The sequence below is a fragment of the Algibacter sp. 2305UL17-15 genome, from assembly GCF_040720935.1.
In the GTDB taxonomy this organism is placed as follows: Bacteria; Bacteroidota; Bacteroidia; order Flavobacteriales; family Flavobacteriaceae; genus Jejuia.
Genome location: NZ_JBFDAE010000009.1, coordinates 172121 through 196012 on the forward strand (window position 1 = coordinate 172121; position 23892 = coordinate 196012).

The window sequence follows — 23892 nt, forward strand, 5'->3', positions numbered from 1 at the left end:
AAAATACCGTAATTTTACCCCTATGAATAAGAACATCGAGCTGCAAGATTTAGGATTTAAAGACTACAAAGCTACTTGGGATTACCAAGAAGCATTATTCAAAGCTATTGTTGCTACCAAAATCAAGAATAGGAGAGAAGAAGCGCATCTTGAAACCAAAAATTATTTTTTGTTTGTGGAACATCCACATGTTTATACGTTAGGCAAAAGTGGCGATGTCTCTAACTTACTGTTGAATGAAGCACAGCTTAAAGCAAAGGGCGCGACATTTTACAAAATAAATAGAGGTGGAGATATTACCTATCATGGCCCAGGACAAATTGTAGGTTATCCTATTTTAGATTTGGATAATTTTTTTACCGATATACATAAATATCTACGATTTTTAGAGGAAATGATAATTCTTACCCTTGCGGAATACGGTTTAAAAGCCGAAAGAAGCCCAGGAGAAACAGGAGTTTGGCTGGATGTAGGAACGCCATTTGCTCGAAAAATTTGCGCTATGGGCGTTCGTGCTAGCCGATGGGTTACGATGCACGGTTTTGCATTGAATGTAAATGCAGATTTAGGTTATTTTGATCATATTATTCCATGTGGAATTCGTGGAAAGGCAGTCACATCTTTAAATGTTGAATTAGGTTTGGAAAAAGTTGATGAAGCTGAAGTTAAAGAAAAGTTGTTGAAACATTTTTCGGAACTTTTTGAGGCTAAGTTTTTTGGAGATGGTTGAGGGATAAAAAAACTCGTTTTAAAGTTCTTATAAAAGCTTTATTATTTTTACAAAAATTTGTTTTTTAAATTAACATCAATAATTATGAAGTTCTATAACAAAATTAAGTGGATACTTGGTATTTTAATAGTTTTTGTCTTAATCATTACTACAAACTTAGTGGATAAAAACAATTTCACTAGAGTAAGAGATGCTGTGGTAACTATTTATGAGGACAGATTAATAGCCAAAGATTTAATATTTGAAATGTTAAAAGCGGTTCATGAAAAAGAAGTTGCGGTGGCCTTATCAGATTCATTGTTTTTTTTACAAGAAAACGACAAGATCAACAATGATGTCCAAAGTCTGATATCTAGATATGAGCAAACAAAACTTACGAGTGAGGAAAGCAGCGTTTTTGAAGATTTAAAAGACAACTTTCAATCTTTAAAAATTGCTGAAGGCAGTTACATTGCGTCTTATCCAAAGGATGAAAATAACCTGGTTGAACAAATTTCCGAAGTTAAGGAAAACCTTTCTGAATTGTCTAAAATTCAGTTGAATGAAGGCAGAAGACAGATGTCAATCAGTAAAAAAGCCTTAGAAACTGTAGAGTTGTTTACGCATATAGAAATCTATCTTCTTATTTTTCTTGCGATCATCATTCAAATAATTATTATGTATAACCCCAAGAAAAAGTAAAATAACAGCGTGATTTTGAGATATGAAAATAAAACAAGGTTTAAAAATAGTGCTTTTAATTTGTAGCGTAAGTGTTGTAGGGCTTTTAATGGCGGCACTTTATTCTTTGGTAATAATTGAAGATCAAAAATTTGAATATAGTATGCTTATGGTTTATGCTGTTGTGCTTTCAGGAATATTGAGTATTATCTACCATATCAAAACTTTAAAATATTATAGGACGACATCTACTTTTGAAGCATTTAGCGGTTCATTGTTTTGGATAGGAAATATAGTGTTTTCAATAGTATTGTTCTGTTTTTCTCTATACATGCTTTACTCTTTTTACCTCATAATCGATACTTTAAGAGATCCAGTAAATTTAGATTATTTGCTTCCATTCGGCATTTGTGCCTTTACTTTATTATTAGGAGTGTTTTTAGCTTTGGAAGAAAGTGCGCTTTATAAGTACATTCAGAATTATAAAGAACAACAATTTGTGGATTCAATTGATGATATAAAGGGGCATCAAAAAGGTGATTTTGAGTGAAATTTAATAAAATTTCCCTAATACTTCTCAGGCACAAAAGTCTGATAATTCATAGGTGGGCGCACATAGGCTTTATAATCTGGTAACTCAGGAAGCTCCACAGATTTTATGTCCATTTTCTCGTGTGGAATCATACTTAAAACATGGCTAATACAGTTTAAACGTGCTTTCTTTTTATTATCTGAATTCACTACGTACCATGGCACTTGTTTGGTATCGGTATGTGCAAACATCGTGTCTTTCGCCTTAGAATATTCAAGCCATCTGGAACGGGACTCTAAATCCATCGGGCTAAATTTCCATCGTTTTAATGGGTTTTTAATACGGTTTTTAAAACGTTTTTCCTGTTCTTCGTCACTTACCGAAAACCAATATTTTAAAACTACAATTCCAGAGCGTACCAACATTCGCTCGAATTCAGGACAGGATCTTAAAAATTCTCGGTGTTCTTCCTCAGTACAAAAGCCCATTACTTTTTCCACGCCAGCTCTATTGTACCAACTTCTGTCAAATAACACAATATGTCCAGCAGATGGTAAATGTTCTACATACCGCTGAAAGTACCATTGTGTTTTTTCTTTTTCGGTAGGCACGCCCAATGCTACAACTTTACAAACACGTGGATTTAAAGGTTCGGTAAAACGCTTTATGGTGCCCCCTTTTCCAGAAGCATCCCTTCCTTCAAAAACAATGACCACTTTTAATCCTTGTTTTTTAACCCATTCTTGAAGGTGTACTAAATCTGTATGTAATTCCTTTAATGCACTTTCGTAGTCTGAAACCGATATGTTTTTGCTCATTTTTAATCAATTTTTGCTACTCAAATGTATAAAATAAATATATTTATTTAGGATTGGTTTTTAAGAAAACTGATTTCAGCTAAGTTTTTGATTAAAATGACTAGAATATAACTTGACATTGACACTTTTTACCAAAGAGATGTTAAAAAAGAGTTATTTTTATAAATCAACGTAACTGCTTTTACTATGAAAAAGATATTTACTCTATTATTCTGTTGTTCAATTTTTGTATGTTCTTCACAAGAATGGAGCGCAATACCGGTACCTGCAGATCCTGGAATAGGAAAAGAATGGGATTTACAGGATAACGTGTCAGATGATTTTAGCTATGTAGCACCCGCAGCTAACAAAGGCGCTACTTTTGAGTCCAAATGGATTGAATTTTATCATGAAAATTGGCAAGGTCCAGGACTTACTGATTGGGAAGAAGATCATTCTTTTGTTGACGGGGATGAATTAAAACTTATAGCTTCAAGAAAATTACCAAATAAAGTATATGCAGGTGTTATAAGTTCTAATGAAACTGTGGTATATCCAGCTTATATAGAAATTAGTGCAAAAATCATGAACTCCGTTTTGGCTAATGGTGGCTGGATGTTAAGTCCAGATAATACCCAAGAAATTGATTTTATGGAAGCTTATGGAGCTGTAACTTCTGGAAGTGCAGGAGGCTCGCCAGGAAATCATAATTTTTATGCAAAACGTATGCATCAGAGCCACCACGTTTTTATTAGACCTCCTAATTTCCAAGATTGGCAACCTAGTGAGTATAATAGTTTTGGAAGTAACCCCGTTGATTCTAATCAACCCACTTGGATACTGAGAGATGATGGTGCTGGTTATATCAATTGGAAAGACGATTATCATCGCTATGGCGTGTATTGGAAAGACCCAACGCATTTATATTATTACATAGATGGAGTAATGGTGACGTATCGAGAAGGCATGGAAGAAATTGATCCTTTATATTACACAAATTCTGGGACTCAAGGAGATACAAGTAATGATACAAGAACTGGATTAAGTAAGCCGATGGATATAATTTTTAGTGTTGAAGATCAAGACTGGAGATCAAATCCAGGTTCAGGGCAACAGTCTGATACATTTACACCAACAGACGCCGAATTAGCAAATACAGCAAATCATACATTTAGTGTAGATTGGATAAGAGTTTATAAACCTGTAGATGTGGCATCAGTTGATGACTGGTTTACAAGCAATCTTAAGGTATCTCCAAATCCATTTCAGGATGCTATTCAAATTAAGGCAGATGTGGTATTAAACAAGGTTGAAGTATATAGTATTGACGGTACTAGAATAGTTGCTAAAGAAGGTATTAATCAATTGGCGCATACTATTTCTACAAAACAACTTGCTGCAGGCTTATATATTATAAAAATTGAAAGTGCTGAAGGTTTACAGGCTTATAAAAAGGTTGTTAAGGAGTAAGTGTTTAGTTTTTAGAAATTTATATGCTTAAAAAGCAAAAATAGTTTGGACATTAACCAAACTATTTTTGCTTTTATACATCTTTCTTAAATGCAGCTTTTTAGGCTTGTGGTTCAACGCTATGGCTCTTAAAAAATTTGCTCATTTTTTCTCCAATTGGTTTTACGTGCTCAGGTTTCCAATACAAGTCGAAATGTCCTGCGCCTTCAATAAACTCTAATTCTTTTGGGCCAGGAACTTTTTCGTAAAAGTCCTTACTGTTTTCTACAGTATAAGCTTCGCTTCCCAATGCCATAAAAAATGGAATATTCTCCATGAGATGCAACACATTAAATGCTGAAAAACTAATCAAGGCTTCAAAATTGTAAAGCGAAAGTCCGTTTTTCCAGTTTGGACAATTTTGTGTTCCTCCAGGTTTTCCGGGAAGATAATACGTCATCATGCCGTGTTGAATTGGCAATGTGCCTGGTTGCTCCGCTTCTTTTGCATCTTTTGGTACGGGTTGCATTATGATGTCCTCGCCATTTTCAAAATACTGTTGTCTGGCATTTCCCGTCATTTGTAAAAGTGTGTTCCTAATCATACCAACCCCACCAGCAGCATCTATATTCTGTTGTGCGGCGTTCAAATACGGACCTATCATTCCAATACCTCTTACCCTGCCATCAAGTGCAGTTGCATAACTTGCATATCCTGCGCCCATACAAACTCCAACGCTAAAAACATTGTTTATATCCACGCAGTCTAGAGTTCTCATATAGCTGACAGAATTTTTGGTGTCTTCACAAATGTTAAAAGGATCTTCAACGCCTTGGTGTCCTTCGCTCTCGCCGTAGCCTCTTGCATCAAAAGCTAAGGTTACAAAACCGTGTTTGCAGAGTTCTTCGGCATAAATTCCTGCCGTTTGTTCTTTTACTCCAGAGCCTGGGCGCGTGAATACTAGGGCTGGTCTTTTTTGTCCCTCTTGATAATCAGAAGGCATAAAAAGGTTTGCTGTCAGTTTTAAACCATCACTCATATAGGTAACCGTATTTTTTCCTGTGTTGAAATTTTTGTTGCTCATTTTTATATGGATTTAATGATTAATTATATGTTGATAATACATGTTTGCGCGTTCTTCTGAAAAATGGTCAACTACATAAGTAGCCAACATTGTTAGAATTAGGGCAATCCCTATTGCTCTACCTATTGGTGTTTCCCAAAATATGAAGATGCCAATACCTAAAACCCCCAAACCAGCCATAATCCATCTTGTAATTGGATACCAACTCGAGAATTTTTCAACTCTTTCTTTTTCGGTTTTAATAAACTCAGTTTCATTTTGTCCGAACAATTGAGCATATTCGGTAGAACGTTTAGGGTTTGAGTATAACATGCCACCTCCAATTCCTAGGAATAAAATCCCAACAAGTAGTAAAGGGAATACTAATGCCTTAGCACTTGGTGTAGAACCTAAATAGTAGAAGAGCAATGCTATTACGATAATTATGAATGCGAAGGCAACAATAAGTCTTGCTTCAAATAACTCGCCCTTAATCCATTGATTGGTGTAGTCTATAAATTTCATAGTATCTAGTTTTTATGTTAAATGAATGTTCATTCGGTTTTATGATCAAATTTTTTTAATTGTTTGACATGCTATTCCAAGTCATTTTTATGGCGGTATTTATCATATCTTCTGTTATCTCAACTTCTTGTGATAATTTTATTTGAATTAGTGTCACAACAGAGTTGTAATACCATCGTATCAAAATCAGAATATCGGTTTTTATAAAAACATTTTTGTCAATTGCTTCTTGTATAAAAGCAATGGCATCTGTATAATTTTCACGTGCAATTTCACGAGTTTCATTCGAAATTAATGGTGAATAATTGTGCGTGTCTTGAAAAATGAACTGCTGCGGATTATGATCGTAAAAATTGTATGCCTTTCTCCATAAAATTTCAAACCTTTTTTTAATGGAGAGTTGTTTTTCTACATCAGAAAACTGAACGGCATTCCCTAAATTTTGTTCAATCTCAAGAAATAAACCATTTATCAATACATCCTTACTGGAAAAATGATGGTACATCGTGCCAACGGCAACACCACTTTCTTTAGATATTTGTGCCATAGATGTTTGTTGCAAACCTTGTTTTACAAATAATTCTAAAGCAGTTGTTAATACCTCACTTCTTTTATCAATAGTTTGTGCTTTCATTTAAGACTGAATGTTCATTCGGTTATAAATGTATCTTAAATTGTTTTAATCTCAAAATAATGGTGGGGTTTTTTTAAGTTGTCGATAATTTCCTTTTGGCTTATTTGATTCAACGATTGAAAGTGCTGAAGATTTATAGGTTTGTGAAAAGGTAATTAAGGAGTAGGGGCCTGTTTTGCCAGAGTCTTTCGTATAAATAATTTAGTTGTAAGAGTGAATTTCTAAATAAAACAAGAAAATATTTAGAAAATGAAGTACCCCAGATTATTTGCTAAGCTAAAAAAGCAAGTTTTTTATATCCGATTAAAATTATCAATCCATTCAGAAAAAGAATCAGATTTTTTCTCAACCGTATTGAAATCATGGTCAAAAAAGTAAACTGAAACACTTTCTTTTCTTTCGTTTAAGTCAGAGGTTAAGAATCCGAAAATACTTCCCATACAATCTGAAGCAAATGGAATTATGTCAGTTGAAATTTGCGAAGTCCATTCGTTTTTTTTATCAAATATGATGCTTTCAATATTCCAAAATTGTTGAACATCATTCAAATCTATTTCATTATCAACAACTAGATCAAGAATATCTGGCGTCCATAAATCTCCAAAATTTAAAATGAATGTTTTAAAATCACTTGGTAAGTAAATACTAAATTCTGATTCAAGATTTTTAATATCTGATTCTGAGGCTTTTTTTATATCCTCATTTTTATTGTATTTATTGGAAAATTCTTTAAATATGTCTATGTCTTAAATTGATTTTAAATTATGCGTACGTGAAATCATTCTGGTAGTTTATCTTTTTTAAGCAGATTTAATCGAAAATTTCTACAAACCCAAGCTAAGCCTCAGCATTAAAAAACACCTTATAATAATGCATTTTCTTTTCATCGTCATAACCACGTTCTAAATATTCTGAGGAAGCATCAGGCGCATCAATATCTAATTTAATTTGAATATTGGTATCTAGTTTAATATCAGTTTTAATCTTTCGCTTTTCTTTAGTGACAACCGCTTCGGCAACATCAAACTGATTGCGAATGACTAAATTTTGTTCGCCTTCAAATTCCTTTTTATAATTTTCAAACTCTCTAATATGTTTTTCGTCTTCAAATAATTCATCCTTAAAACGTGCTACATTTACAATTTCATTTTCTTTAAAAAAGTCGATGGTTTTGGCTAAAAATATATTTTGTTCTTGTGCGCCATAACTGGTTTTTAAGATTTCGGTTGAAAAGTCCTTACACAGCTCTATGTATTGTTGTGTGTGGTTGTTGGCATCATCTGCATATTTAATATTTAAAAAATGATTGATCCAATATTGCGCATCATAACTATTATTGTCCACAGTAAAAATAATATTGCCTTCTGCGTCACTTTGATTTAAAATTAAACAGCCTTTATCTACTTTTTTAGAATTGATGCCTTTTTGGACCAAAACATCGTAACTGTTGTTTTCTAAATAGGTTTGAAAGAAGTTGACCTTGCTTTCTATTTTGAAAATGCCAATAGCATTGGTTGTCATGTCCCTAAATTCAATGCCTTCAAATTGCACGATTAAAACATCACCAGTTTTTATCTGGGCAGAGCTGGACTGCTCGTATAAATGCATCACGATATGTTTTGAAACTTCAATAAAAGAAGCGTCACTATCGGCATCAAACAATTGCGCTGCATAACTATTAATTTCATTAAGCGCAACATTGGCATGATGATTAAAACGATGGCTTTGCACCAGGCTTCCAAAAGGTTTTAATAAAAATGGCAGCATTAAATCATAACTGGCTTCATCAAAATCGACTAACTTTTCCGAAAATGCATTTTTTGTGTCGTTAAACTTATTTCCAACTTTGTGGATGATGAATTTTGAAATGGAGGCGTTTTTTCTTGAAATCATGTGTTTTTTATTGAGACTACAATACTATTAAATCTTATGTCACTTCGAGTGATTTTTGATGAAAAATTTTATCGAGAAGTTTAGAGTTTTTTAAATTTAGCACAAAAAAAGAACGCCAAAGTAAAACTTTGACGCTCTAGAATTCGGGGACTTGAATCTTGGTATTAAAATTAGTTACTAAAGCTTGTAAGCTCTGAGTATCCCTGTAGTTTTCCTTTTTTATTGTAAGTTTCGGTTTTTACAACGCCTACACCTTCGGCAATCCATTCTTTAATTGTAAAAGACGTTTTTATACCCATTTTCATTTGTGAATCATAACTCAAAGCAAAGCAATTATAGGTGCCAGCAGGCGTGGTAATAGATTCTTTTGCATCAACAGTTCTATTTACCATGTCTATTGTCATGTTCATTTTCATGCCTCCCATGTTTATTGCCATAACGAGATTTGCATCCTTTAATTTTTGACCAACATCTAAATTGTTTGGCAATTCGATATTAGAACCAGAAATATCCATGTCCATATCTTTATATTGCTTCAACATATCTGGATTTATCATAGATTTAAAATCGATGGAAATGTTATTGCCAACACATGTTATTTCATATGAAGTGGTTGTAATTTCCTTGTCTTTATCATCTAAAACTGTTGTTTCAATTGTAGCAGTATCGCCGTCAATTTTAGAGACATGGTATTTTACAAGACCTTCTTTTTTGCCCTTTTTGCTGTAGTTGGTCATTTCAAATTTAGCACCTTCCTTAAATGGATAATAAACACTACAGGCATTTTGGCCCACACCAGAAAAGCTTAGCAATAAAGCACAGATTAAAACTAATAGTTTCGTTTTCATAAGGTTATATTTTTATAAATTCTACGCGTCTGTTTTGTGCTTTTCCATCGCTGGTGCTGTTGTCGCCTATTGGCATACTTTCACCTTTACCATCAGTTTCAAGTCGGTCTGGAGCAATTTTGTAAATGTTGACCAATGCATCCTTAACCGCAGCAGCTCGCGCTTTAGAGAGTTTTAAATTGGCCTCATCAGCCCCATCTGCATCGGTATGTCCAACAATATTTAATCTAATAGTTTCATCTTGCATTAAAACCTGGGAAATCTGGCGCACAATCCCCAAAGATTGGGGTTGGATATTTGCCGAACCAGAATCAAATAAAATACCATTGGTAGATATTTTTCCTTCGGAAAGTAATTTACGTCTTAAATCTACACCGCCTTCAGCCACTTTTAAATTAGAAATATAAAGATGCTCTTCGTTATCCTTTAAATTATTAAGATGGAATTTTAAATATTTAAGAACGTTTTCTACTTCTATAAATCTAGGGATATCAATGTATTTAGTTTCATTTACCCAAAGTCTATAACGTTTTTCAGTAACAGAAATAGCGATGTGCGGTTGATTTAGTATGGCTTTTCTAAGATCTGCTTTTATGTCGGTGTTAACGGCGCCGCCGCCTCTGTTAAAATAATTTTTTGCCCTAATCGAGAACGCTCCATATTGCCCTAACGGAAGTGAAACGTTTGCGTAATGTGCAGTTCCGTCATTAAATTTATTGTTATCGCTTAAAATAACATGAAGCCTTGCTGTTGATGAGGTTTGCTGGCCAATACCTTTTGTTAGGATATCAAATTCAATGGTGTAATCTTCTGGTAAATCTTCAACATCCGGGACATAATAAACACCATAACCGGTCTTCAACTCAAACCATTTCCCTTTATCACCAATTTTTACGACCTCGCCCGATGCGTTGGTGTTCCATTTACTCGGAAAATCGCCTATAAAATCTTTGGCAAAATCATCAAAGAACAACAATTTGTCTCCTGGCACAAAATCATATTTGCTGTAAACTTCTAAGTTGTCAGAGATGTTTGAGTCTTCTTTCGTGTCTTCAGTTTTACCATCGGTATCTCTACCGGTAGAATTAGTATCTTCAGAATTGTCGTCTTTTGAAGTTGTTTCATCAGAATCGTCATCTTTTTTATCCCGCTCACGTTGATTCGTTAGTAGTTCCTTAGTTGTTTTAATACTGTATTTTAGGGCTTTTTGCGCCTTGTTCATCTGCAATGTAGCCTTTGCTTTTTTAAAAGCGTTGCCCTTATCTACATCGCCCAAAATATTTGGGGCACTATCGCTTAAACCTTCCAAATCATTCAGCGCATCTTCCAAGACATCAATATCTTCATCGTCAAGTGGTGTTCCAGCTTCGGCATAACCATCATATTTGTAAACCTTATCGTATATATCGAAAGACTCCCTTACAAATTGATCTACACTATAGATGCCTACCCGGCTACTGGGGCGTTTAAGTCTTTTGGTTTGAGCGTAAATGTTTGGTGTTAAGAATAATAGTAATATCCCAAAAACTAAGATGCTTTGCGCATTTTTTGGAAATGTCATTTCTAATTTTTTGATTAATAGCGAGCTAAAGATAGAGATTAGTTTTTTATCGACAAAAAGCTTCTCATGTTTTAATCAACATTAAGATGTTAATTACAATTAAACTAATTGATTTGATAGAGTAAAACGATATTATTATCCCCTTTTACAACAAATTCCAAATTACTGTCAGCATCAATATTTTCCATATGAATAGCGGAATTACCATAAACAGGGAAATTTGGTCTTAATTGTCCTTGGCTATCATAGAGGTACACTTTTTTAGCCTGTAAATCTGTTATAGCAACGTAAATTTTATCATTGATGTAGAAAATACGCGGTCTTGAATAGTTGCCATAATCCAACTCTAAAACTCTACTTTTTATGCCCAATTTGTTGTCATGAAACGTAACGCGAGTTTTACTTGTAGTCTCTAAATTATGATTTGAGGTCAGGTTGAGATTCACTTCCGAGGTGTTTCCCCTAGTATCAACACTAATTAATTTTCCGTTACTAGTTGTAGTAGTGAATTTATTTTGATGTAGAAAAATGGGCTCTTTAGATAAGTCACTTTTAATTTTCGGAGATAAACGCATTTTTCCTGTTCTATCTAAAATATAAAGTTTGTTTTTAGTTTTTAACGCTAAATAATCTTTTGAGCCAATTCTGAAATGTTTTGGGGGACTTAAAATGTCGCCATTCGCGGTTTTAAATGTAAATCCTTTTACAATTTGTCCTCTGGCATCGTACATTAAAACGTTTTTCCCTTGAGTAATTAGCAGACGGTATTTTTTGTTTTTATCGTAATCGAAAACTGAAAGTGGTTGCGTGATTTCATCATTAAATTTCATTGGAAACGGAGACACCGTCCTTCCTTTTCGGTCTAGTACATAAAGACTATGGGGTGTTGTGAACGCCAGTTGTAATCTTCCATTTTTGTACATGTCAATTTGTGCAATAGGACCTAGAATAGCACCGTTAAGTCGTTTTTTCCAAAGCACTTTTCCCTTATTCGAAATTAAATAGAGATTGTTATTGATATCTTGAACAACAATTTCTTTTTGTTTGCTAACATGATTTGTTACGAACTGGGGCGTGTTTAAGAGATCTGCATCAAGTTTAATATTGAAAGTTTCAGAGACTGAATTTTGAACGCCCCTCTTTTTACTTTTTATAAGAGCACCATGAACATGTGCAAAATTAGAGTCGTATATAAACTGAGTTGCAGAAAGCGCATAACTATTTAAATTTAGGTTATGGTTTCCTTTCAGGTTTTTAGATGATATTTTTTCAAGAAAATCTGGTTTAGAAACTAATAGCAATGAGCTGGCACTACTTAAATTTTTGCTGAGTTCTGTATAATGGGTTCGAGAACTTAGTGTCGTTTTATTTTGATAATTGGCAATGATATTCTGTAATTGCTCGATAGAATTTGCAAACACAAAATAACTGTCTATTGTGCAGTATTTAGAAGTTTCTATAGTGCTTATTAGCGGTTTAAAAGTATCCGTAAATAAATTTGTCTTGGAGAAATTAAAAATATCAATATCCCTGTAAGTTTCTATTTTATTTTGTTCTGAAAGTAGTGCATCCTGGGTAGCAATAACGTCAACTGAGTTTAATACTACGGCACGTTGATTGTCTTCATAAATTAAACCAACTTCAATAATATTATCAAACAATTGAGTTTGAGTTGTTATTGAATCTCGATGATGATAATGTTTAAGATTAGAATTAAAAACTTCAAAATTATCGAATGTAAAACTTAGGAAACCGTCACTATTGGATGGTGCAATATGTTGTGTTTGATTTTCTTGAGGAACGGTATTTTTAAAAATGTCAAGAATCTTTTTTGAGGAATCCGCTGATTTTGCAATACCATTAATAAGGATGTCATCCTGAATGATTTCGGTATCTAGTGTCAAAAAATCAGTCAGTTCACTCGTTTTTAATGCGTCTTCAATAAAAAAAGAAGGTGTAAATGAGTTATTCGTTTTTAGGAGAACAGATACATTTTCGTTTTTACCAGATACAGCATACATCTTTTCAAATTCGGAATTTTTTTCAGAAGATATATAAAGACTATCAATACTGTTTTTAGAGGAAGATACTATAAACACACTATCTATAATGGTGCTGTAGAACTCATCACTTTCCAATTTAGATTTTGTGATGCTTTTGTTTTTATACTTAAGGGTTTCTTCAATATAATTTTGCAACGAATCTGTTTGAAAAAGTGTTTTTGAATATTTAGTGATGAAGGTATATTGAAGACTATCGTTTTGAGACTTTGAAAGACAAATTAGGGCTTCGCCATCTGCATTAAAATTTGATAAAGGTCTCAAACGACGTTCTAAATCTTTATAATTTGAAGTTTTAGAAAGGGTATTTAAAAATGCATTGTTTTCCAAGTTGTTTTTAAGACTTTCGAGATGAGTGGTTTTTACGATTATTTGAGAACTTTTAGGCACAAAATCTATAAGTTGGTTGCGCTTATCTTTAGCCTTAGAACAACTAAAAAACAGGATAAGTAGGAGGGAACAAGAAAAAAATCTCATGGATGAAGCAATTTATGCAAAAATATAAAACTTAAAACTTTAACTTCAGTTGTTCTGGTAATAATCTAAACGATTTTCTGTGGTATTTTGTAATACCATATGTCCTAATGGCCTCTCTATGTTCTTTTGTTGGATAGCCTTTGTTTTGTTTCCAGTTATACATTGGGAATTCCTCATGAATCCTATTCATATAAGCATCACGAGACGTTTTTGCCAAAATAGATGCCGCGGCAATACTTAAAAATTTGCTATCTCCTTTTATGATGGTTTCATGCGGTATTTTGAGATAAGGTTTAAATCTATTGCCATCTACAATAATAAATCCTGGCTTAGGATTTAACTTTTCTATAGCTTGGTGCATCGCTAAAATGGAAGCATTCAAAATATTTATCTCGTCAATTTCCTCTTGAAACACGTGTGAAAACGCAAAAGTTACCGCTTCATTTTCAATAATGGGCTTTAACACATCACGTTTTAACTCGCTTAATTGCTTAGAGTCGTTCAGTATAGCGTTCTTAAAAGTATCAGGTAGAATTACGGCGGCAGCGGTAACAGGACCGGCTAAACAACCTCGGCCAGCTTCGTCTGTGCCGCATTCGTAGGCGTATTCCGTTTTTTTTATCTTAAGCATGCGTCAAAAGTATAAAAATAGACACAAATCAAAAATATTATGCATACATAGTATTTTTTAAGTTTTTTATGAGGAATATTCAATTTGCATTGCGGAATAATTACATATTCCGCTTTTTTATTAAACTTTCACTAATAGATTAAAGCTATTTCTAATAAAATTCAATGATTTAAATGTTAAAAATTCATTTTAAATAATAACTTTTAAACTAATTCTTTGTTTCTTTAAGATAATATTAAGAAATTCGTCAAAGACTAACTCAAATAATTATTTATATGAAATTAAAGTTGACCTGGTTGATGACGTTTTTACTGGCGTTTTCAATTCAATTGTCCAATGCTCAAGAAAACCGGGTTACGGGAACAATTACAGATGCAAATGGTTTGCCATTAGACGGTGTGACCGTTATTATTGATGGTACCCGTAGAGGTGTAGTTTCAGATTTTGACGGAAACTATACCATTAATGCCAAATCTGGCGAGACACTAAAATTTAGTTTTATCGGTATGGAAACGCAACTGGTTACGGTGGGTGATAGTAATACCATAAACGTAACTTTAAAAGAAGATCTTGAAAGTTTAGATACCGTAGTAATTACTGGGTATCAAAACGTAAAGCGAGAGCTTTTTACAGGCGCATCGCAAACCATTAAGGCTGAAGAAATTAAGCTAGATGGTGTTGCAGATATCTCCAGGGCTTTAGAGGGTAGGGCAGCTGGTGTAAGTGTGCAAAACGTTACCGGAACTTTTGGGGCAGCGCCTAGAATTACCATTCGTGGTTCATCTTCTATATTAGGAGACACTAAGCCTATTTGGATTATTGATGGGGTTATTCAGGAGGAAATTGTAAACTTATCTGTCTCAGATTTGGTTTCAGGAGATCCTGCCACACTATTAAGTTCAGCTGTTGCAGGTTTAAATGCTTCAGATATCCAGAGTTTTGAAATTCTTAGAGATGCTTCGGCTTCTGCTTTATATGGAGCACGTGCACTAAATGGTGTAATTGTAATTACTACCAAGTCTGGTAAAAAGAATCAAAAACCTACGTTTAATTATCAATCGGAGTATGCCGTTAGAGACATCCCAAGATATACCAATTATGATTTGTTAAATTCTCAAGAAACTGTTTCTGTTTACAGAGAATTGGAATCTAAAGGGTTTTTAGATTTACCGACTTCTTTTCAAGGAAGATATGGAGGTATCTATAATATAATGTACAGAGCCATCAATAATTTTGACGAAACTACTGGTACTTACCAATTGGAAAATACGCCAGAAGCTCGTGCAAGATTTTTACAACAATTTGAATTGGCAAATACAGATTGGTTTAAAACCTTATTTAGAGCAACGCCTACTCAAACGCATACTGTGAGTTTTTCAAGTGGTTCTGAAACTTCTACTACTTATGCGTCTTTAGGATATTATACTGATGCTGGATGGACAGTTGCCGATAGAGTGAGAAGAATTACGGGAAATTTAAGGAATACATTTTTCTTAAACGATAACAAATTAAAGATAACCACGCAATTACAGGGTTCTATCAGAAATCAGTTAGCGCCTGGTACTTTTGCAAGACAGGAAGATGTGGTTGGTGGTTCATTTACCAGAGAGTTTGACATCAACCCATTTAGCTACTCATTGAATACTAGTAGAGCACTAAGACCAAGGGACAATGATGGTAATTTAGAATATTCGCGTTACAATTGGGCACCCTTTAATATTTTAAATGAATTAGAGAACAATAATATAGAATTGAATGTTGCTGATATAAAGTTTCAGGGACAAGCTGAATACAAGCTCAACGATAATTTAAATTACAGCTTTTTAGGTTCTGCACGTTATGTAACATCAAACGGTGAGCATGCCATTACTGAAAATTCTAATGTTGCAGCGGCATACAGGTCTGCTGAAACTACTATTGTAAGAAATGCGAATACCTTTTTGTTTAGTGATCCAGACACTCCTAATGCATTACCAAGAGTAGTATTACCAGTTGGAGGTATTTTAATTACCGCTAAAAATACCCTTGTTACATATACCTTAAGAAACACATTGGACTGGACAAAACGTTTTAACGATGATGTACACGGATTGAGAATTTATGGAGGTCAAGAGTATAGGTATACGGACCGTTCATCAAGCAGTAATACAGGATATGGTTACCAATTTACTCGTGGAGGTACAGTGTTTACAGATCCGGATATTTTAAGGAAAGCTATTTTAGAGGGTAATCCATATTTTTCTTCTCAAGAAACCAGACAAAGAGAAGCATCATTTTTCGCAAATGTAACTTATGATTATAATAAGAAATACGTATTGAATGTAACAGGTAATTACGAAGGGTCTAATAGAGCTGGAAAATCGAGAGAGTCTAGATGGTTGCCAACATATACTATTGGTGCAAAGTGGAACATTGATAAAGAAGATTTTATTCAAAATTCAGATGTTATCTCAAGTATGGCATTCAGACCAAGTTATGGTTTAGTTGCCCTATTGGCTGATAATGCAACTAATAATTTAGCCGTATTTAGAAATCAAATCACGGATAGATTTGATAATGATGATAGAGAAAACTTTATCAACATCGAAGATTTACAAAACAGCGAGTTGACTTGGGAAAAAACTCTAGAACTAAATTTAGGTTTGGATATTGGGTTTTTTAACAATCGCATCATGATGAATTTTGATGCCTATTTCAGAAAAGGTCTAGATTTAATAGATTTAATAAGAACTACGGGGATTGGTGGGGAATCTATCAAACTAGGTAATAATTCTGAAATGGAAACCAATGGTATAGAGTTTCAGCTAAATACCGTAAACGTTGACACAGATAACTTTTCTTGGAAATCTGGTTTTAATATTTCGCACTTTAACCAAAAAGTGACTTCGCTTAAGCAAGAAGCTAACGTTTTTGATTTAGTAACAGGAACTGGTAGAGGTAATGCTGTTGGCTTTCCTAAAGGTTCATTGTTTTCATTTCGGTTTGAAGGATTGGATGAATTTGGTTTACCTAAGTTCTTAACTCAAGATCCAGAGTTTGAGTCTAACGATCCTTACGCTTTGATAGATTTTCAAGATACAGAAGATGTGTTGGATTATTTAAAGCACGAAGGCTCAACAGAACCTAATTTAACGGGAGGCCTGGCAAACAACTTTAAATATAAAAATTGGGATTTTAGTTTCTTTGTGTCATTCTCCGCAGGGAATAAAATAAGATTGGCACCAACTTATAGTTCACGGTATGATGACTTAAGTGTATTTCCAAGGGAATTTGTAAACCGTTGGTTATTTCCCGGAGACGAAAATATAACTAATGTTCCAGTAATACCTTCTCAAAGTGTATTGCAATCATATCAACCCAACGATTTACGTAGAGCATATAATGCCTACAATTATTCTACAGAACGAGTGGCCGATGGTGGTTTTGTAAGAATGAAGAATATTACAGTAGGGTACACTTTAGATAAAAAAGTTACTGATAGGTTAGGTATTTCTAGTATGAGAGCAAGTTTACAAAGTACCAACCCATTTCTAATCTATTCAGATTCTAAATTGGGAGGTCAAGATCCAGAGTTTTTCAGATCTGGTGGTGTGGCTTATCCTATTTCAAGGTTATTTACGTTCTCTCTTAATGTTGGTTTTTAATAAATGAATACTATGAAAAAAATAAATTTTAATTTAATTAAACTTCTGGTTTTTGTTTTATTAGTGTCGTCGTGTAACGATATTTTAGATGAAACGCCAGACAATAGAACAACAATAGATTCTGCTGAAAAAATAGGCGAATTATTGGTAGGGGCTTATCCAGATGCTGCTTATGTTCCTTTCTTGGAGCCCATGAGCGATAATGCTGATGATAAAGGGCCTAGTGCCGAAAATATTAGAGTCAATGAAGAGATGTATTTTTGGAATGACATTAACGATACAGATACAGAAACGCCTACATATTACTGGAATAGAGCATATAAAGCGATTGCACAGGCTAATCAAGCTCTAGCTTCAATAGAAGAATTAGGTGGGGGTGAGGCATTAAATCATCTAAAAGGTGAAGCTCTAATTTGTCGTGCATATGCACATTATATGTTGGTTAATATATTTTCTAAAGCTTATAATCCATCTACTGCAGGTTCAGACTTGGGTATACCTTATGTTACAGAGCCTGAAACAGTTTTGTTGGGAGATTATGAAAGAGGTACTGTAGAAAATGTATATGCAAATATTCGAGAAGATTTAGAAGTTGGCCTACCTTTAATTAAAGATGATTATGATGTGCCAGCCTTTCATTTCACTAAAAGAGCAGCACATGCCTTTGCATCTCGTTTTTACCTTAATACTGCCGAATGGCAAAAAGTTATAGATCATAGTACTTTAGCTTTAGGTGTTGGAGATGCAAGCGTTCTTAGAGATTGGGAAAACGAATATAGACCAAGAACCTACTCAGAACAACAATTAAGATTTGCTTCTTCTACACAAGAACCTGCTAATCTACTATTGGTATCTGCTGTATCTATTTATTCAGTTAATGCTTACGCCACATCGAGATACCAGTTAAGCGAAGCCTTAGTGGATGTGATTTTTCCAGCGGCGAATGGAACCGGGCAACCTTGGTCCTATGTTATTTATGGAAGTGGGGATTTGGTTAACAATATTCCTAAATTTCAAGACTTTTTTAAAGTTACAAACCAGGCTGCAAACATTGGTACTTACTATACAGGATATGTGCTATTTTCAACAGATGAAGCACTTTTAAACAGAGCAGAAGCTTATGCTATGTTGGGCGAATTAGATAAAGCTACAGATGATATTAACTTATCCTATTCTGTTAAAACAAGAGAGTATATTGCTGCTTTTGATGAATTAGACCCTACTGACGTGCAAACTCGTTTTGCTGTTGCCGATACTAGTTTGTACACGCCATTTTACACCATACCAACGGAATCTCTAGCATTCGTTAATGCTGTTTTAACCATTAGAAGAACAATTTTTTATGCTGAAGGGTTAAGGTGGTTTGATAATAAACGACACAATATGGTCATAAACCATCGTGATTTTTTTGGAAATGTAGTCACATTGCCAAAAGGTGATAACAGAAGACAGTTGCAAATTCCTGAATCTGCTCAGTCTTTCGGAATTCAACAAAACCCTAGATAATAAAAATAAATTTTATCAAAATGAAAAAATACATATACATAGCTTTATCAAGCACAATTTTGCTGTTCGCAATATCTTGTAATGATGGCTCTGATGCTGTTGGCGAAAGTCAAATAGATACTAATCCGCCAATTCTTAATGATTTGGATATATGGTTACGTCAAAACTTTGTGGCACCCTATAATATAGAAGTTCTGTACAAATGGGATATTAATGATACTGATGTTGCCCGATATTTGCACCCGCCTTTAGAATCTAGTGTGCAACCAGTGGCAGAAGCTTTACAAAAAGTTTGGATAGAGCCATACACCCAAGTTGGAGGTGCAGATTTTATAAAGAAAATTGCGCCAAGACAGTTTAATTTTGTAGGTAGCTTTAATTATAACCCAAATAGTCCTACCATAACACTTGGAGTTGCTGAGGCAGGTACTAAAATCACACTTTTTAATATTGATTTTCTTGATTTCACTAATGCAGATGATATTAAGAGACCTCTAAAGACAGTTCAGCATGAGTATGGGCATATCTTAAACCAGAATATTCCATTCGATATAAACTATGGATTAATTAATCCTGCTGATTATACAGCACAATGGTTTAACCGAACGGATGAAGAAGCCAGGGAATTAGGTTATATAACAGCTTATGGATCAAGTCAGGCTGGGGAAGATTTTGTTGAAATGGTTTCAGAAATGTTAACTAATTCTAAAGAAAACTTTGATGCTATTATAGAAAGTATCACTAGTGAAAGAGCTAAAGAAATAATACGACTTAAAGAGTCTATGGTTGTAGAATATTACAAAGTTAATTTTAATATAGATATATACGAGCTGCAGGCTTTAACAGAAGCTGCAACATTAGAACTTGTAAATTAAAAACTATGAAAAAGATAAATATTAAATATTGGTTTGTTGGACTGCTGTTTGTGATCCTAAATTCCTGTAGCAACGTCGATAGAGCTGAGTCTGTATTTGACGAAGCCCCAGCTGATCGGGCTACTCAAAGAAATGCTGAACTTTTAAACTCGTTGTTATCTGAAACAAGTGGTTTTAAAGGGGTTTATTTCACGAAAAATGACGAATTTGGTGGTTTTACATTCTACATGAAGTTCAATGAAGACGGTACTGTAGAAATGACATCTGATTTTGATGAAAATCTAGATATCGAGACTTCGTCATATGATGTTAGGCTAGGGAGCGCGACAGAGTTGGTTTTCACAACAAGAAACCATATTCAAAAAGTAAGTAATCCAGAAATTACAGGATTAGTTGGTACAGGTTTTAAAGGTACTTCTGTTTTTCAATTTTTTTCAAATGATAGTGGTGTGTTAACCTTTCGTGATATCAGAAGTAGAGATACAGGGTTTCTTGTGCTAGAGCCAACTGGGTTTTCTGATTTTGAAAGTGAAAGTATTGCTAGCGCAGAAAAGTCATTAAATAGAAGGAACGAATTTGTAGATTCTGATAGTGTTACCTCTTTCCCTTTTATGAGTGTTGATGATGGTTCTTCTGTTAAAAGATATGCCCTCAATTATGACAATATAAAATTATTTGCAAACCCAACAACACAAGCTGATGATGGAACTGTTTCTGATGAAGAATTCGGAATCGCATTTACCGAGGATGGATTAACTATAAGTCCTGCCTTAGAGGTTAATGGTGTTTTAATTGAAGATTTTGTGTTTGACGATTCTTCAGGCTTTGAATATGTTTCTGTTGTTGATGGCGTTACTGCTAAAATAGGTTATGGTAGCACCCCAGTAACACCTCTCGATCCTTATGATTTTGGAGTTAGAAGAAATAGAGCTTGGGTTAATTTTGAGGAACCACTTAAATCGAGCACAGCGTATCATAGTTTCTATGCAGATTATACATCGTTTTTAGAAACCACATATGGACTTACCATAGACTTTATTCTTTATAATAATTTAAATGATGGAAACGTTCCTGTGCTTTTCTTCGGAACAAATTTTGGTGCATTTTTATTTGGAGTAGATTTTGTTGTTACTGATGGTATAGTAGTAATTACTGATAACGGCCTGTCAAATGGCGTAACTCCAGGTACAAAAGCTATATTTCAACCTTTGATAGATCTTTATATGGGAGGTCCTGAAGGCTTTTACTTAAATAATACAGGTAGCTTAGAAGGTTTTGCCAATAGAACATTCTCAATGATTAATGTTGCAGATCCAACCATAGAAATAAATTATTGGGATGAGTAATTTATGGTTTAAATTATAGTACAAAAAAAGTTCGTAAAAAATTACGAACTTTTTTGTTTGCATCAATTTGAATATCTAGTTAAATTTTTTAAAATAAATAATTTTCTCATTTTACAACGTTATCATATTTTGTATTTACATTTGCAACGTTTTAAAATTTTATGCAGAAGTTAGTTTACGTTTTATTTTGTGTGTGTTTCTCATCGGTTGTATTTGGGCAAACTATTACTGAAAAGCAGCAGCAAATCAAGGAAGCAGATACCGTTTCAATTACTGCCCAAGATAGTATTGCCGTTAATTCCAGAGGGCAAAAACCAAAAAAAAACCTACTAGACCGATTAGATCCCGAAGGAGCCCAAGGTAAAAAAGCCAATATAAAGGACTACCTCATTATATCACATAAAAACGATACCACCCATGTTGATACTACATTAACCATCCAAAAGGAATACAAGTTCAATTATTTAAGACGGGATAATTTCGGCTTAATGCCATTCTCAAATCTAGGGCAAACCTATAATAGCTTAACCCATAACTTCGAAAACACTCAGCTTCTACCAAGTTTTGGAGCAAGGGCAAGGCATTTCAACTACATGGAAGTTGAAGACATTTATTATTACAATGTCCCAACACCATTAACAGAATTGTTTTTTAAAACAGCCTTCGAACAAGGACAATTAGCCGACTCCTTCTTTACCGTAAACACATCACCCCAGTTTAATTTTTCAATAGCCTACAAAGGGATGCGTTCCTTAGGACAATACCAGCACATTTTAACCAGCACAGGTAATTTTAGGTTTACTACAAATTATAAAACTAAAGATAACCGCTATCAAATGCGAGGGCATATTGTCATGCAAGATTTGCTAAATCAAGAAAATGGCGGACTCCAGGCCGATTCCGCCGAAAATTTTGAACTAGGTGTAGACGAATTTTTAGACCGTTCCATATTAGAAGTGAATTTTGAAAATGCGGAAAGTATCTTAAAAGGAAAGCGGTTTCACCTGGACCATAGTTATAGCTTCTTTAATAGAGTGGTTAAGAAATCACTAGCAAAAACACTAAACGACTCAACATCAAAAAGTAAACTCGAACTTAAGCATATCATATCATTTGAAGATAAATCCTTTCAGTACGACGAGAGTAGTAGTGCAAACGCCTCCTTTTTTGGCGATGCATTTTCTAGTTCGGGCTTTAGAGATCGTGTGACACTAGAAAAATTATACAACCAGTTCGAACTGCACTATTTAAATAATGCATTGGGAGACTTTTATGTTAATGCAAGCAATACCCATTACAACTATGGTTATAATAAGGTAGTTGTGTTAACCAATAATACCGTTGTAAACAGATTAAAAGGCAATATTTATAGCACAGGCGGAAAATACCATAAATATTACAGGGGTTTTAATTTAGAAGGCGAATTAGGTGTCAATGTAACGGGAGATTTTTCGGGTAATTACTTTAAGGCAGATGCATCATTCAATTTTACCGAAGACATTCTAGCAAAAGCGGCAATTAATCACAGTTCAAGAGCACCAAATTTTAACGCGCAGCTCTATCAAAGTAATTATCAAAATTACAATTGGCAAAATAAATTCAATAATATAGAAACGCAACAATTGGCATTTCAAATCAAGTATAAAAAAATAGCAGACCTCACGATAGACTATTCCACAATATCAGACCATGTTTATTTCAAGCAAGACGAAAACGAAACTGCAACACAATCCATAAAAGCGTTTCAAAACAATAAAACCATCAGTTATTTAAGAGCCAAACTAGAAAACGAAATCAGCGTCGGGAAATTTGCACTAAACAACACCATATTATATCAAAACGTACAAGACGATAATAATGTTCTCAACGTACCTCAATTAACCACAAGGAACACCCTCTATTACAGTTCGCAAATATTTCAAAAAGCCATGTATTTGCAAACAGGAGTAACCCTAAACTACTTCACAAAGTATTATATGGATGCATATAATCCAGTATTGGCAGAGTTTTATGTGCAAACCGACAGAGAATATGGGGGTTTCCCAAGATTAGATTTCTTCCTGAACGCCAAAATCAGGCAAACACGCATTTTTTTTAAAGCAGAACATTTCAATTCCGCGTTCACAGGCTACGATTACTATGCCGCACCAAACACACCATATAGAGATTTCACGATAAGATTCGGAGTAGTTTGGGATTTCTTTCTGTAATATGATTTTTAGGGCGTTCCCCAAAAAGGGTCGGGCTATCCACTATATCTTTCTGCGAAGCAGTCCCGAACCTGTTTCGGGATCTCTCCAATCAATGAACATTTTGCTAAATTATAAATTATCACATCTTAAGCTTCGCACAAAGGATGCCGTTTCTATCCCTAACGCGTTTCAGTCCGCCAAAGTCCGTTTTCAGCCCAGGCCATTGGAAGGCCTGCCCAGATATCGACCAGATAGGTATTTGGGGCTTCAGGAAGCAGGCCTTAAGAGCATGCCGCTTTAATAGGGGCAGGTACAGATAATCCCTAGTGCCCAAAAATATTCGTTCGCCCTCCATATATATACAAGTATTTCCAGCCCTCCTTGCGCCTTAGCGCCTTAGCGCGATAATATTATGGAACAAATTAACGCCGCATTTTCTGCCGCCGGGCAGTCTTGCGCCATAAAACCA

19 protein-coding genes are annotated in these 23892 nt (G+C 34.4%); 9 read left to right on the top strand and 10 right to left on the bottom strand.

Annotated features, from left to right (window positions below; translation table 11 throughout):
• Positions 1 to 22 precede the first annotated feature (22 nt).
• From lipB to ABXQ82_RS11705, 3 genes are all read left to right on the top strand, one after another.
• Positions 23 to 730: a lipoyl(octanoyl) transferase LipB gene (gene lipB, locus ABXQ82_RS11695; protein WP_367059563.1), complete on the top strand. Its 708-nt coding sequence runs from the start codon at positions 23 to 25 to the stop codon at positions 728 to 730.
• Positions 731 to 814: 84 nt separating this feature from the next.
• Positions 815 to 1411 carry an MCP four helix bundle domain-containing protein gene (locus tag ABXQ82_RS11700; RefSeq protein WP_367059566.1) on the top strand — a complete coding sequence of 199 codons (597 nt, stop codon included), beginning with the start codon at positions 815 to 817 and terminating at the stop codon, positions 1409 to 1411.
• A 22-nt stretch (positions 1412 to 1433) separates the two neighbouring features.
• Complete coding sequence (locus ABXQ82_RS11705; protein WP_367059569.1) at positions 1434 to 1940, top strand: hypothetical protein; 507 nt, start codon at positions 1434 to 1436, stop codon at positions 1938 to 1940.
• A 17-nt stretch (positions 1941 to 1957) separates the two neighbouring features.
• On the opposite strand, the gene ppk2 is transcribed toward ABXQ82_RS11705, so the two are convergent.
• Entirely contained in the window at positions 1958 to 2740 is a 783-nt protein-coding gene (ppk2, locus tag ABXQ82_RS11710) for a polyphosphate kinase 2 (RefSeq protein ID WP_367059572.1), read from the bottom strand.
• A gap of 186 nt (positions 2741 to 2926) precedes the next feature.
• Between ppk2 and ABXQ82_RS11715 the strand changes: the two genes are divergently transcribed.
• Positions 2927 to 4189, top strand: coding sequence for a T9SS type A sorting domain-containing protein (locus ABXQ82_RS11715; protein ID WP_367059575.1), 1263 nt, complete (start codon positions 2927 to 2929; stop codon positions 4187 to 4189).
• A gap of 100 nt (positions 4190 to 4289) precedes the next feature.
• Here ABXQ82_RS11715 and ABXQ82_RS11720 read toward each other — a convergent pair whose 3' ends face one another.
• From ABXQ82_RS11720 to ABXQ82_RS11760, 9 genes are all read right to left on the bottom strand, one after another.
• On the bottom strand, positions 4290 to 5252 hold the full coding sequence (locus tag ABXQ82_RS11720; protein ID WP_367059578.1) for an alpha/beta hydrolase: 963 nt from the start codon (positions 5250 to 5252) through the stop codon (positions 4290 to 4292).
• Between the two features lie 12 nt (positions 5253 to 5264).
• The gene (locus ABXQ82_RS11725) at positions 5265 to 5756 is read right to left on the bottom strand and encodes a hypothetical protein (RefSeq protein ID WP_367059580.1); all 492 of its coding nucleotides are present in this window, start codon (positions 5754 to 5756) and stop codon (positions 5265 to 5267) included.
• Between the two features lie 55 nt (positions 5757 to 5811).
• Complete coding sequence (locus ABXQ82_RS11730) at positions 5812 to 6390, bottom strand: TetR/AcrR family transcriptional regulator (RefSeq protein WP_367059583.1); 579 nt, start codon at positions 6388 to 6390, stop codon at positions 5812 to 5814.
• 293 nt (positions 6391 to 6683) lie between these two features.
• On the bottom strand, positions 6684 to 7133 hold the full coding sequence (locus ABXQ82_RS11735) for an SMI1/KNR4 family protein (protein ID WP_367059634.1): 450 nt from the start codon (positions 7131 to 7133) through the stop codon (positions 6684 to 6686).
• A 94-nt stretch (positions 7134 to 7227) separates the two neighbouring features.
• Positions 7228 to 8283 carry a nucleoid-associated protein gene (locus ABXQ82_RS11740; protein ID WP_367059586.1) on the bottom strand — a complete coding sequence of 352 codons (1056 nt, stop codon included), beginning with the start codon at positions 8281 to 8283 and terminating at the stop codon, positions 7228 to 7230.
• A gap of 170 nt (positions 8284 to 8453) precedes the next feature.
• Positions 8454 to 9131, bottom strand: coding sequence for a hypothetical protein (locus tag ABXQ82_RS11745; protein ID WP_367059589.1), 678 nt, complete (start codon positions 9129 to 9131; stop codon positions 8454 to 8456).
• Between the two features lie 4 nt (positions 9132 to 9135).
• Complete coding sequence (locus tag ABXQ82_RS11750; protein ID WP_367059592.1) at positions 9136 to 10692, bottom strand: OmpA family protein; 1557 nt, start codon at positions 10690 to 10692, stop codon at positions 9136 to 9138.
• Positions 10693 to 10796: 104 nt separating this feature from the next.
• On the bottom strand, positions 10797 to 13229 hold the full coding sequence (locus ABXQ82_RS11755; RefSeq protein WP_367059595.1) for a ribonuclease HII: 2433 nt from the start codon (positions 13227 to 13229) through the stop codon (positions 10797 to 10799).
• Between the two features lie 31 nt (positions 13230 to 13260).
• Positions 13261 to 13860: a ribonuclease HII gene (locus ABXQ82_RS11760; RefSeq protein WP_367059598.1), complete on the bottom strand. Its 600-nt coding sequence runs from the start codon at positions 13858 to 13860 to the stop codon at positions 13261 to 13263.
• A gap of 275 nt (positions 13861 to 14135) precedes the next feature.
• On the opposite strand from ABXQ82_RS11760, the gene ABXQ82_RS11765 reads away from it, so the two are divergent.
• The 5 genes from ABXQ82_RS11765 to ABXQ82_RS11785 all read left to right on the top strand — a co-directional run bounded on the left by ABXQ82_RS11765 (position 14136) and on the right by ABXQ82_RS11785 (position 23441).
• Entirely contained in the window at positions 14136 to 17504 is a 3369-nt protein-coding gene (locus tag ABXQ82_RS11765) for a SusC/RagA family TonB-linked outer membrane protein (protein WP_367059601.1), read from the top strand.
• Positions 17505 to 17516: 12 nt separating this feature from the next.
• Positions 17517 to 19010: a RagB/SusD family nutrient uptake outer membrane protein gene (locus tag ABXQ82_RS11770; protein ID WP_367059604.1), complete on the top strand. Its 1494-nt coding sequence runs from the start codon at positions 17517 to 17519 to the stop codon at positions 19008 to 19010.
• A 20-nt stretch (positions 19011 to 19030) separates the two neighbouring features.
• Complete coding sequence (locus ABXQ82_RS11775) at positions 19031 to 19885, top strand: putative zinc-binding metallopeptidase (RefSeq protein WP_367059607.1); 855 nt, start codon at positions 19031 to 19033, stop codon at positions 19883 to 19885.
• A gap of 5 nt (positions 19886 to 19890) precedes the next feature.
• The gene (locus tag ABXQ82_RS11780) at positions 19891 to 21231 is read left to right on the top strand and encodes a DUF4302 domain-containing protein (protein WP_367059610.1); all 1341 of its coding nucleotides are present in this window, start codon (positions 19891 to 19893) and stop codon (positions 21229 to 21231) included.
• A 161-nt stretch (positions 21232 to 21392) separates the two neighbouring features.
• Entirely contained in the window at positions 21393 to 23441 is a 2049-nt protein-coding gene (locus ABXQ82_RS11785; RefSeq protein ID WP_367059613.1) for a putative porin, read from the top strand.
• The last annotated feature ends 451 nt before the right edge of the window (positions 23442 to 23892 follow it).

What these genes read in the sequence shown, in the direction of transcription:
- ABXQ82_RS11780 (WP_367059610.1), top strand. Translation starts at nt 19,891, where the DNA reads ATGAAAAAGATAAATATTAAATATTGGTTTGTTGGACTGCTGTTTGTG.
- ABXQ82_RS11745 (WP_367059589.1), bottom strand. Translation starts at nt 9,131, where the DNA reads ATGAAAACGAAACTATTAGTTTTAATCTGTGCTTTATTGCTAAGCTTT.
- ABXQ82_RS11700 (WP_367059566.1), top strand. Translation starts at nt 815, where the DNA reads ATGAAGTTCTATAACAAAATTAAGTGGATACTTGGTATTTTAATAGTT.
- ABXQ82_RS11725 (WP_367059580.1), bottom strand. Translation starts at nt 5,756, where the DNA reads ATGAAATTTATAGACTACACCAATCAATGGATTAAGGGCGAGTTATTT.
- ABXQ82_RS11730 (WP_367059583.1), bottom strand. Translation starts at nt 6,390, where the DNA reads ATGAAAGCACAAACTATTGATAAAAGAAGTGAGGTATTAACAACTGCT.
- ppk2 (WP_367059572.1), bottom strand. Translation starts at nt 2,740, where the DNA reads ATGAGCAAAAACATATCGGTTTCAGACTACGAAAGTGCATTAAAGGAA.
- ABXQ82_RS11740 (WP_367059586.1), bottom strand. Translation starts at nt 8,283, where the DNA reads ATGATTTCAAGAAAAAACGCCTCCATTTCAAAATTCATCATCCACAAA.
- ABXQ82_RS11755 (WP_367059595.1), bottom strand. Translation starts at nt 13,229, where the DNA reads ATGAGATTTTTTTCTTGTTCCCTCCTACTTATCCTGTTTTTTAGTTGT.
- ABXQ82_RS11705 (WP_367059569.1), top strand. Translation starts at nt 1,434, where the DNA reads ATGAAAATAAAACAAGGTTTAAAAATAGTGCTTTTAATTTGTAGCGTA.
- ABXQ82_RS11720 (WP_367059578.1), bottom strand. Translation starts at nt 5,252, where the DNA reads ATGAGCAACAAAAATTTCAACACAGGAAAAAATACGGTTACCTATATG.
- ABXQ82_RS11785 (WP_367059613.1), top strand. Translation starts at nt 21,393, where the DNA reads ATGCAGAAGTTAGTTTACGTTTTATTTTGTGTGTGTTTCTCATCGGTT.
- ABXQ82_RS11765 (WP_367059601.1), top strand. Translation starts at nt 14,136, where the DNA reads ATGAAATTAAAGTTGACCTGGTTGATGACGTTTTTACTGGCGTTTTCA.
- lipB (WP_367059563.1), top strand. Translation starts at nt 23, where the DNA reads ATGAATAAGAACATCGAGCTGCAAGATTTAGGATTTAAAGACTACAAA.
- ABXQ82_RS11775 (WP_367059607.1), top strand. Translation starts at nt 19,031, where the DNA reads ATGAAAAAATACATATACATAGCTTTATCAAGCACAATTTTGCTGTTC.
- ABXQ82_RS11760 (WP_367059598.1), bottom strand. Translation starts at nt 13,860, where the DNA reads ATGCTTAAGATAAAAAAAACGGAATACGCCTACGAATGCGGCACAGAC.
- ABXQ82_RS11715 (WP_367059575.1), top strand. Translation starts at nt 2,927, where the DNA reads ATGAAAAAGATATTTACTCTATTATTCTGTTGTTCAATTTTTGTATGT.
- ABXQ82_RS11750 (WP_367059592.1), bottom strand. Translation starts at nt 10,692, where the DNA reads ATGACATTTCCAAAAAATGCGCAAAGCATCTTAGTTTTTGGGATATTA.
- ABXQ82_RS11770 (WP_367059604.1), top strand. Translation starts at nt 17,517, where the DNA reads ATGAAAAAAATAAATTTTAATTTAATTAAACTTCTGGTTTTTGTTTTA.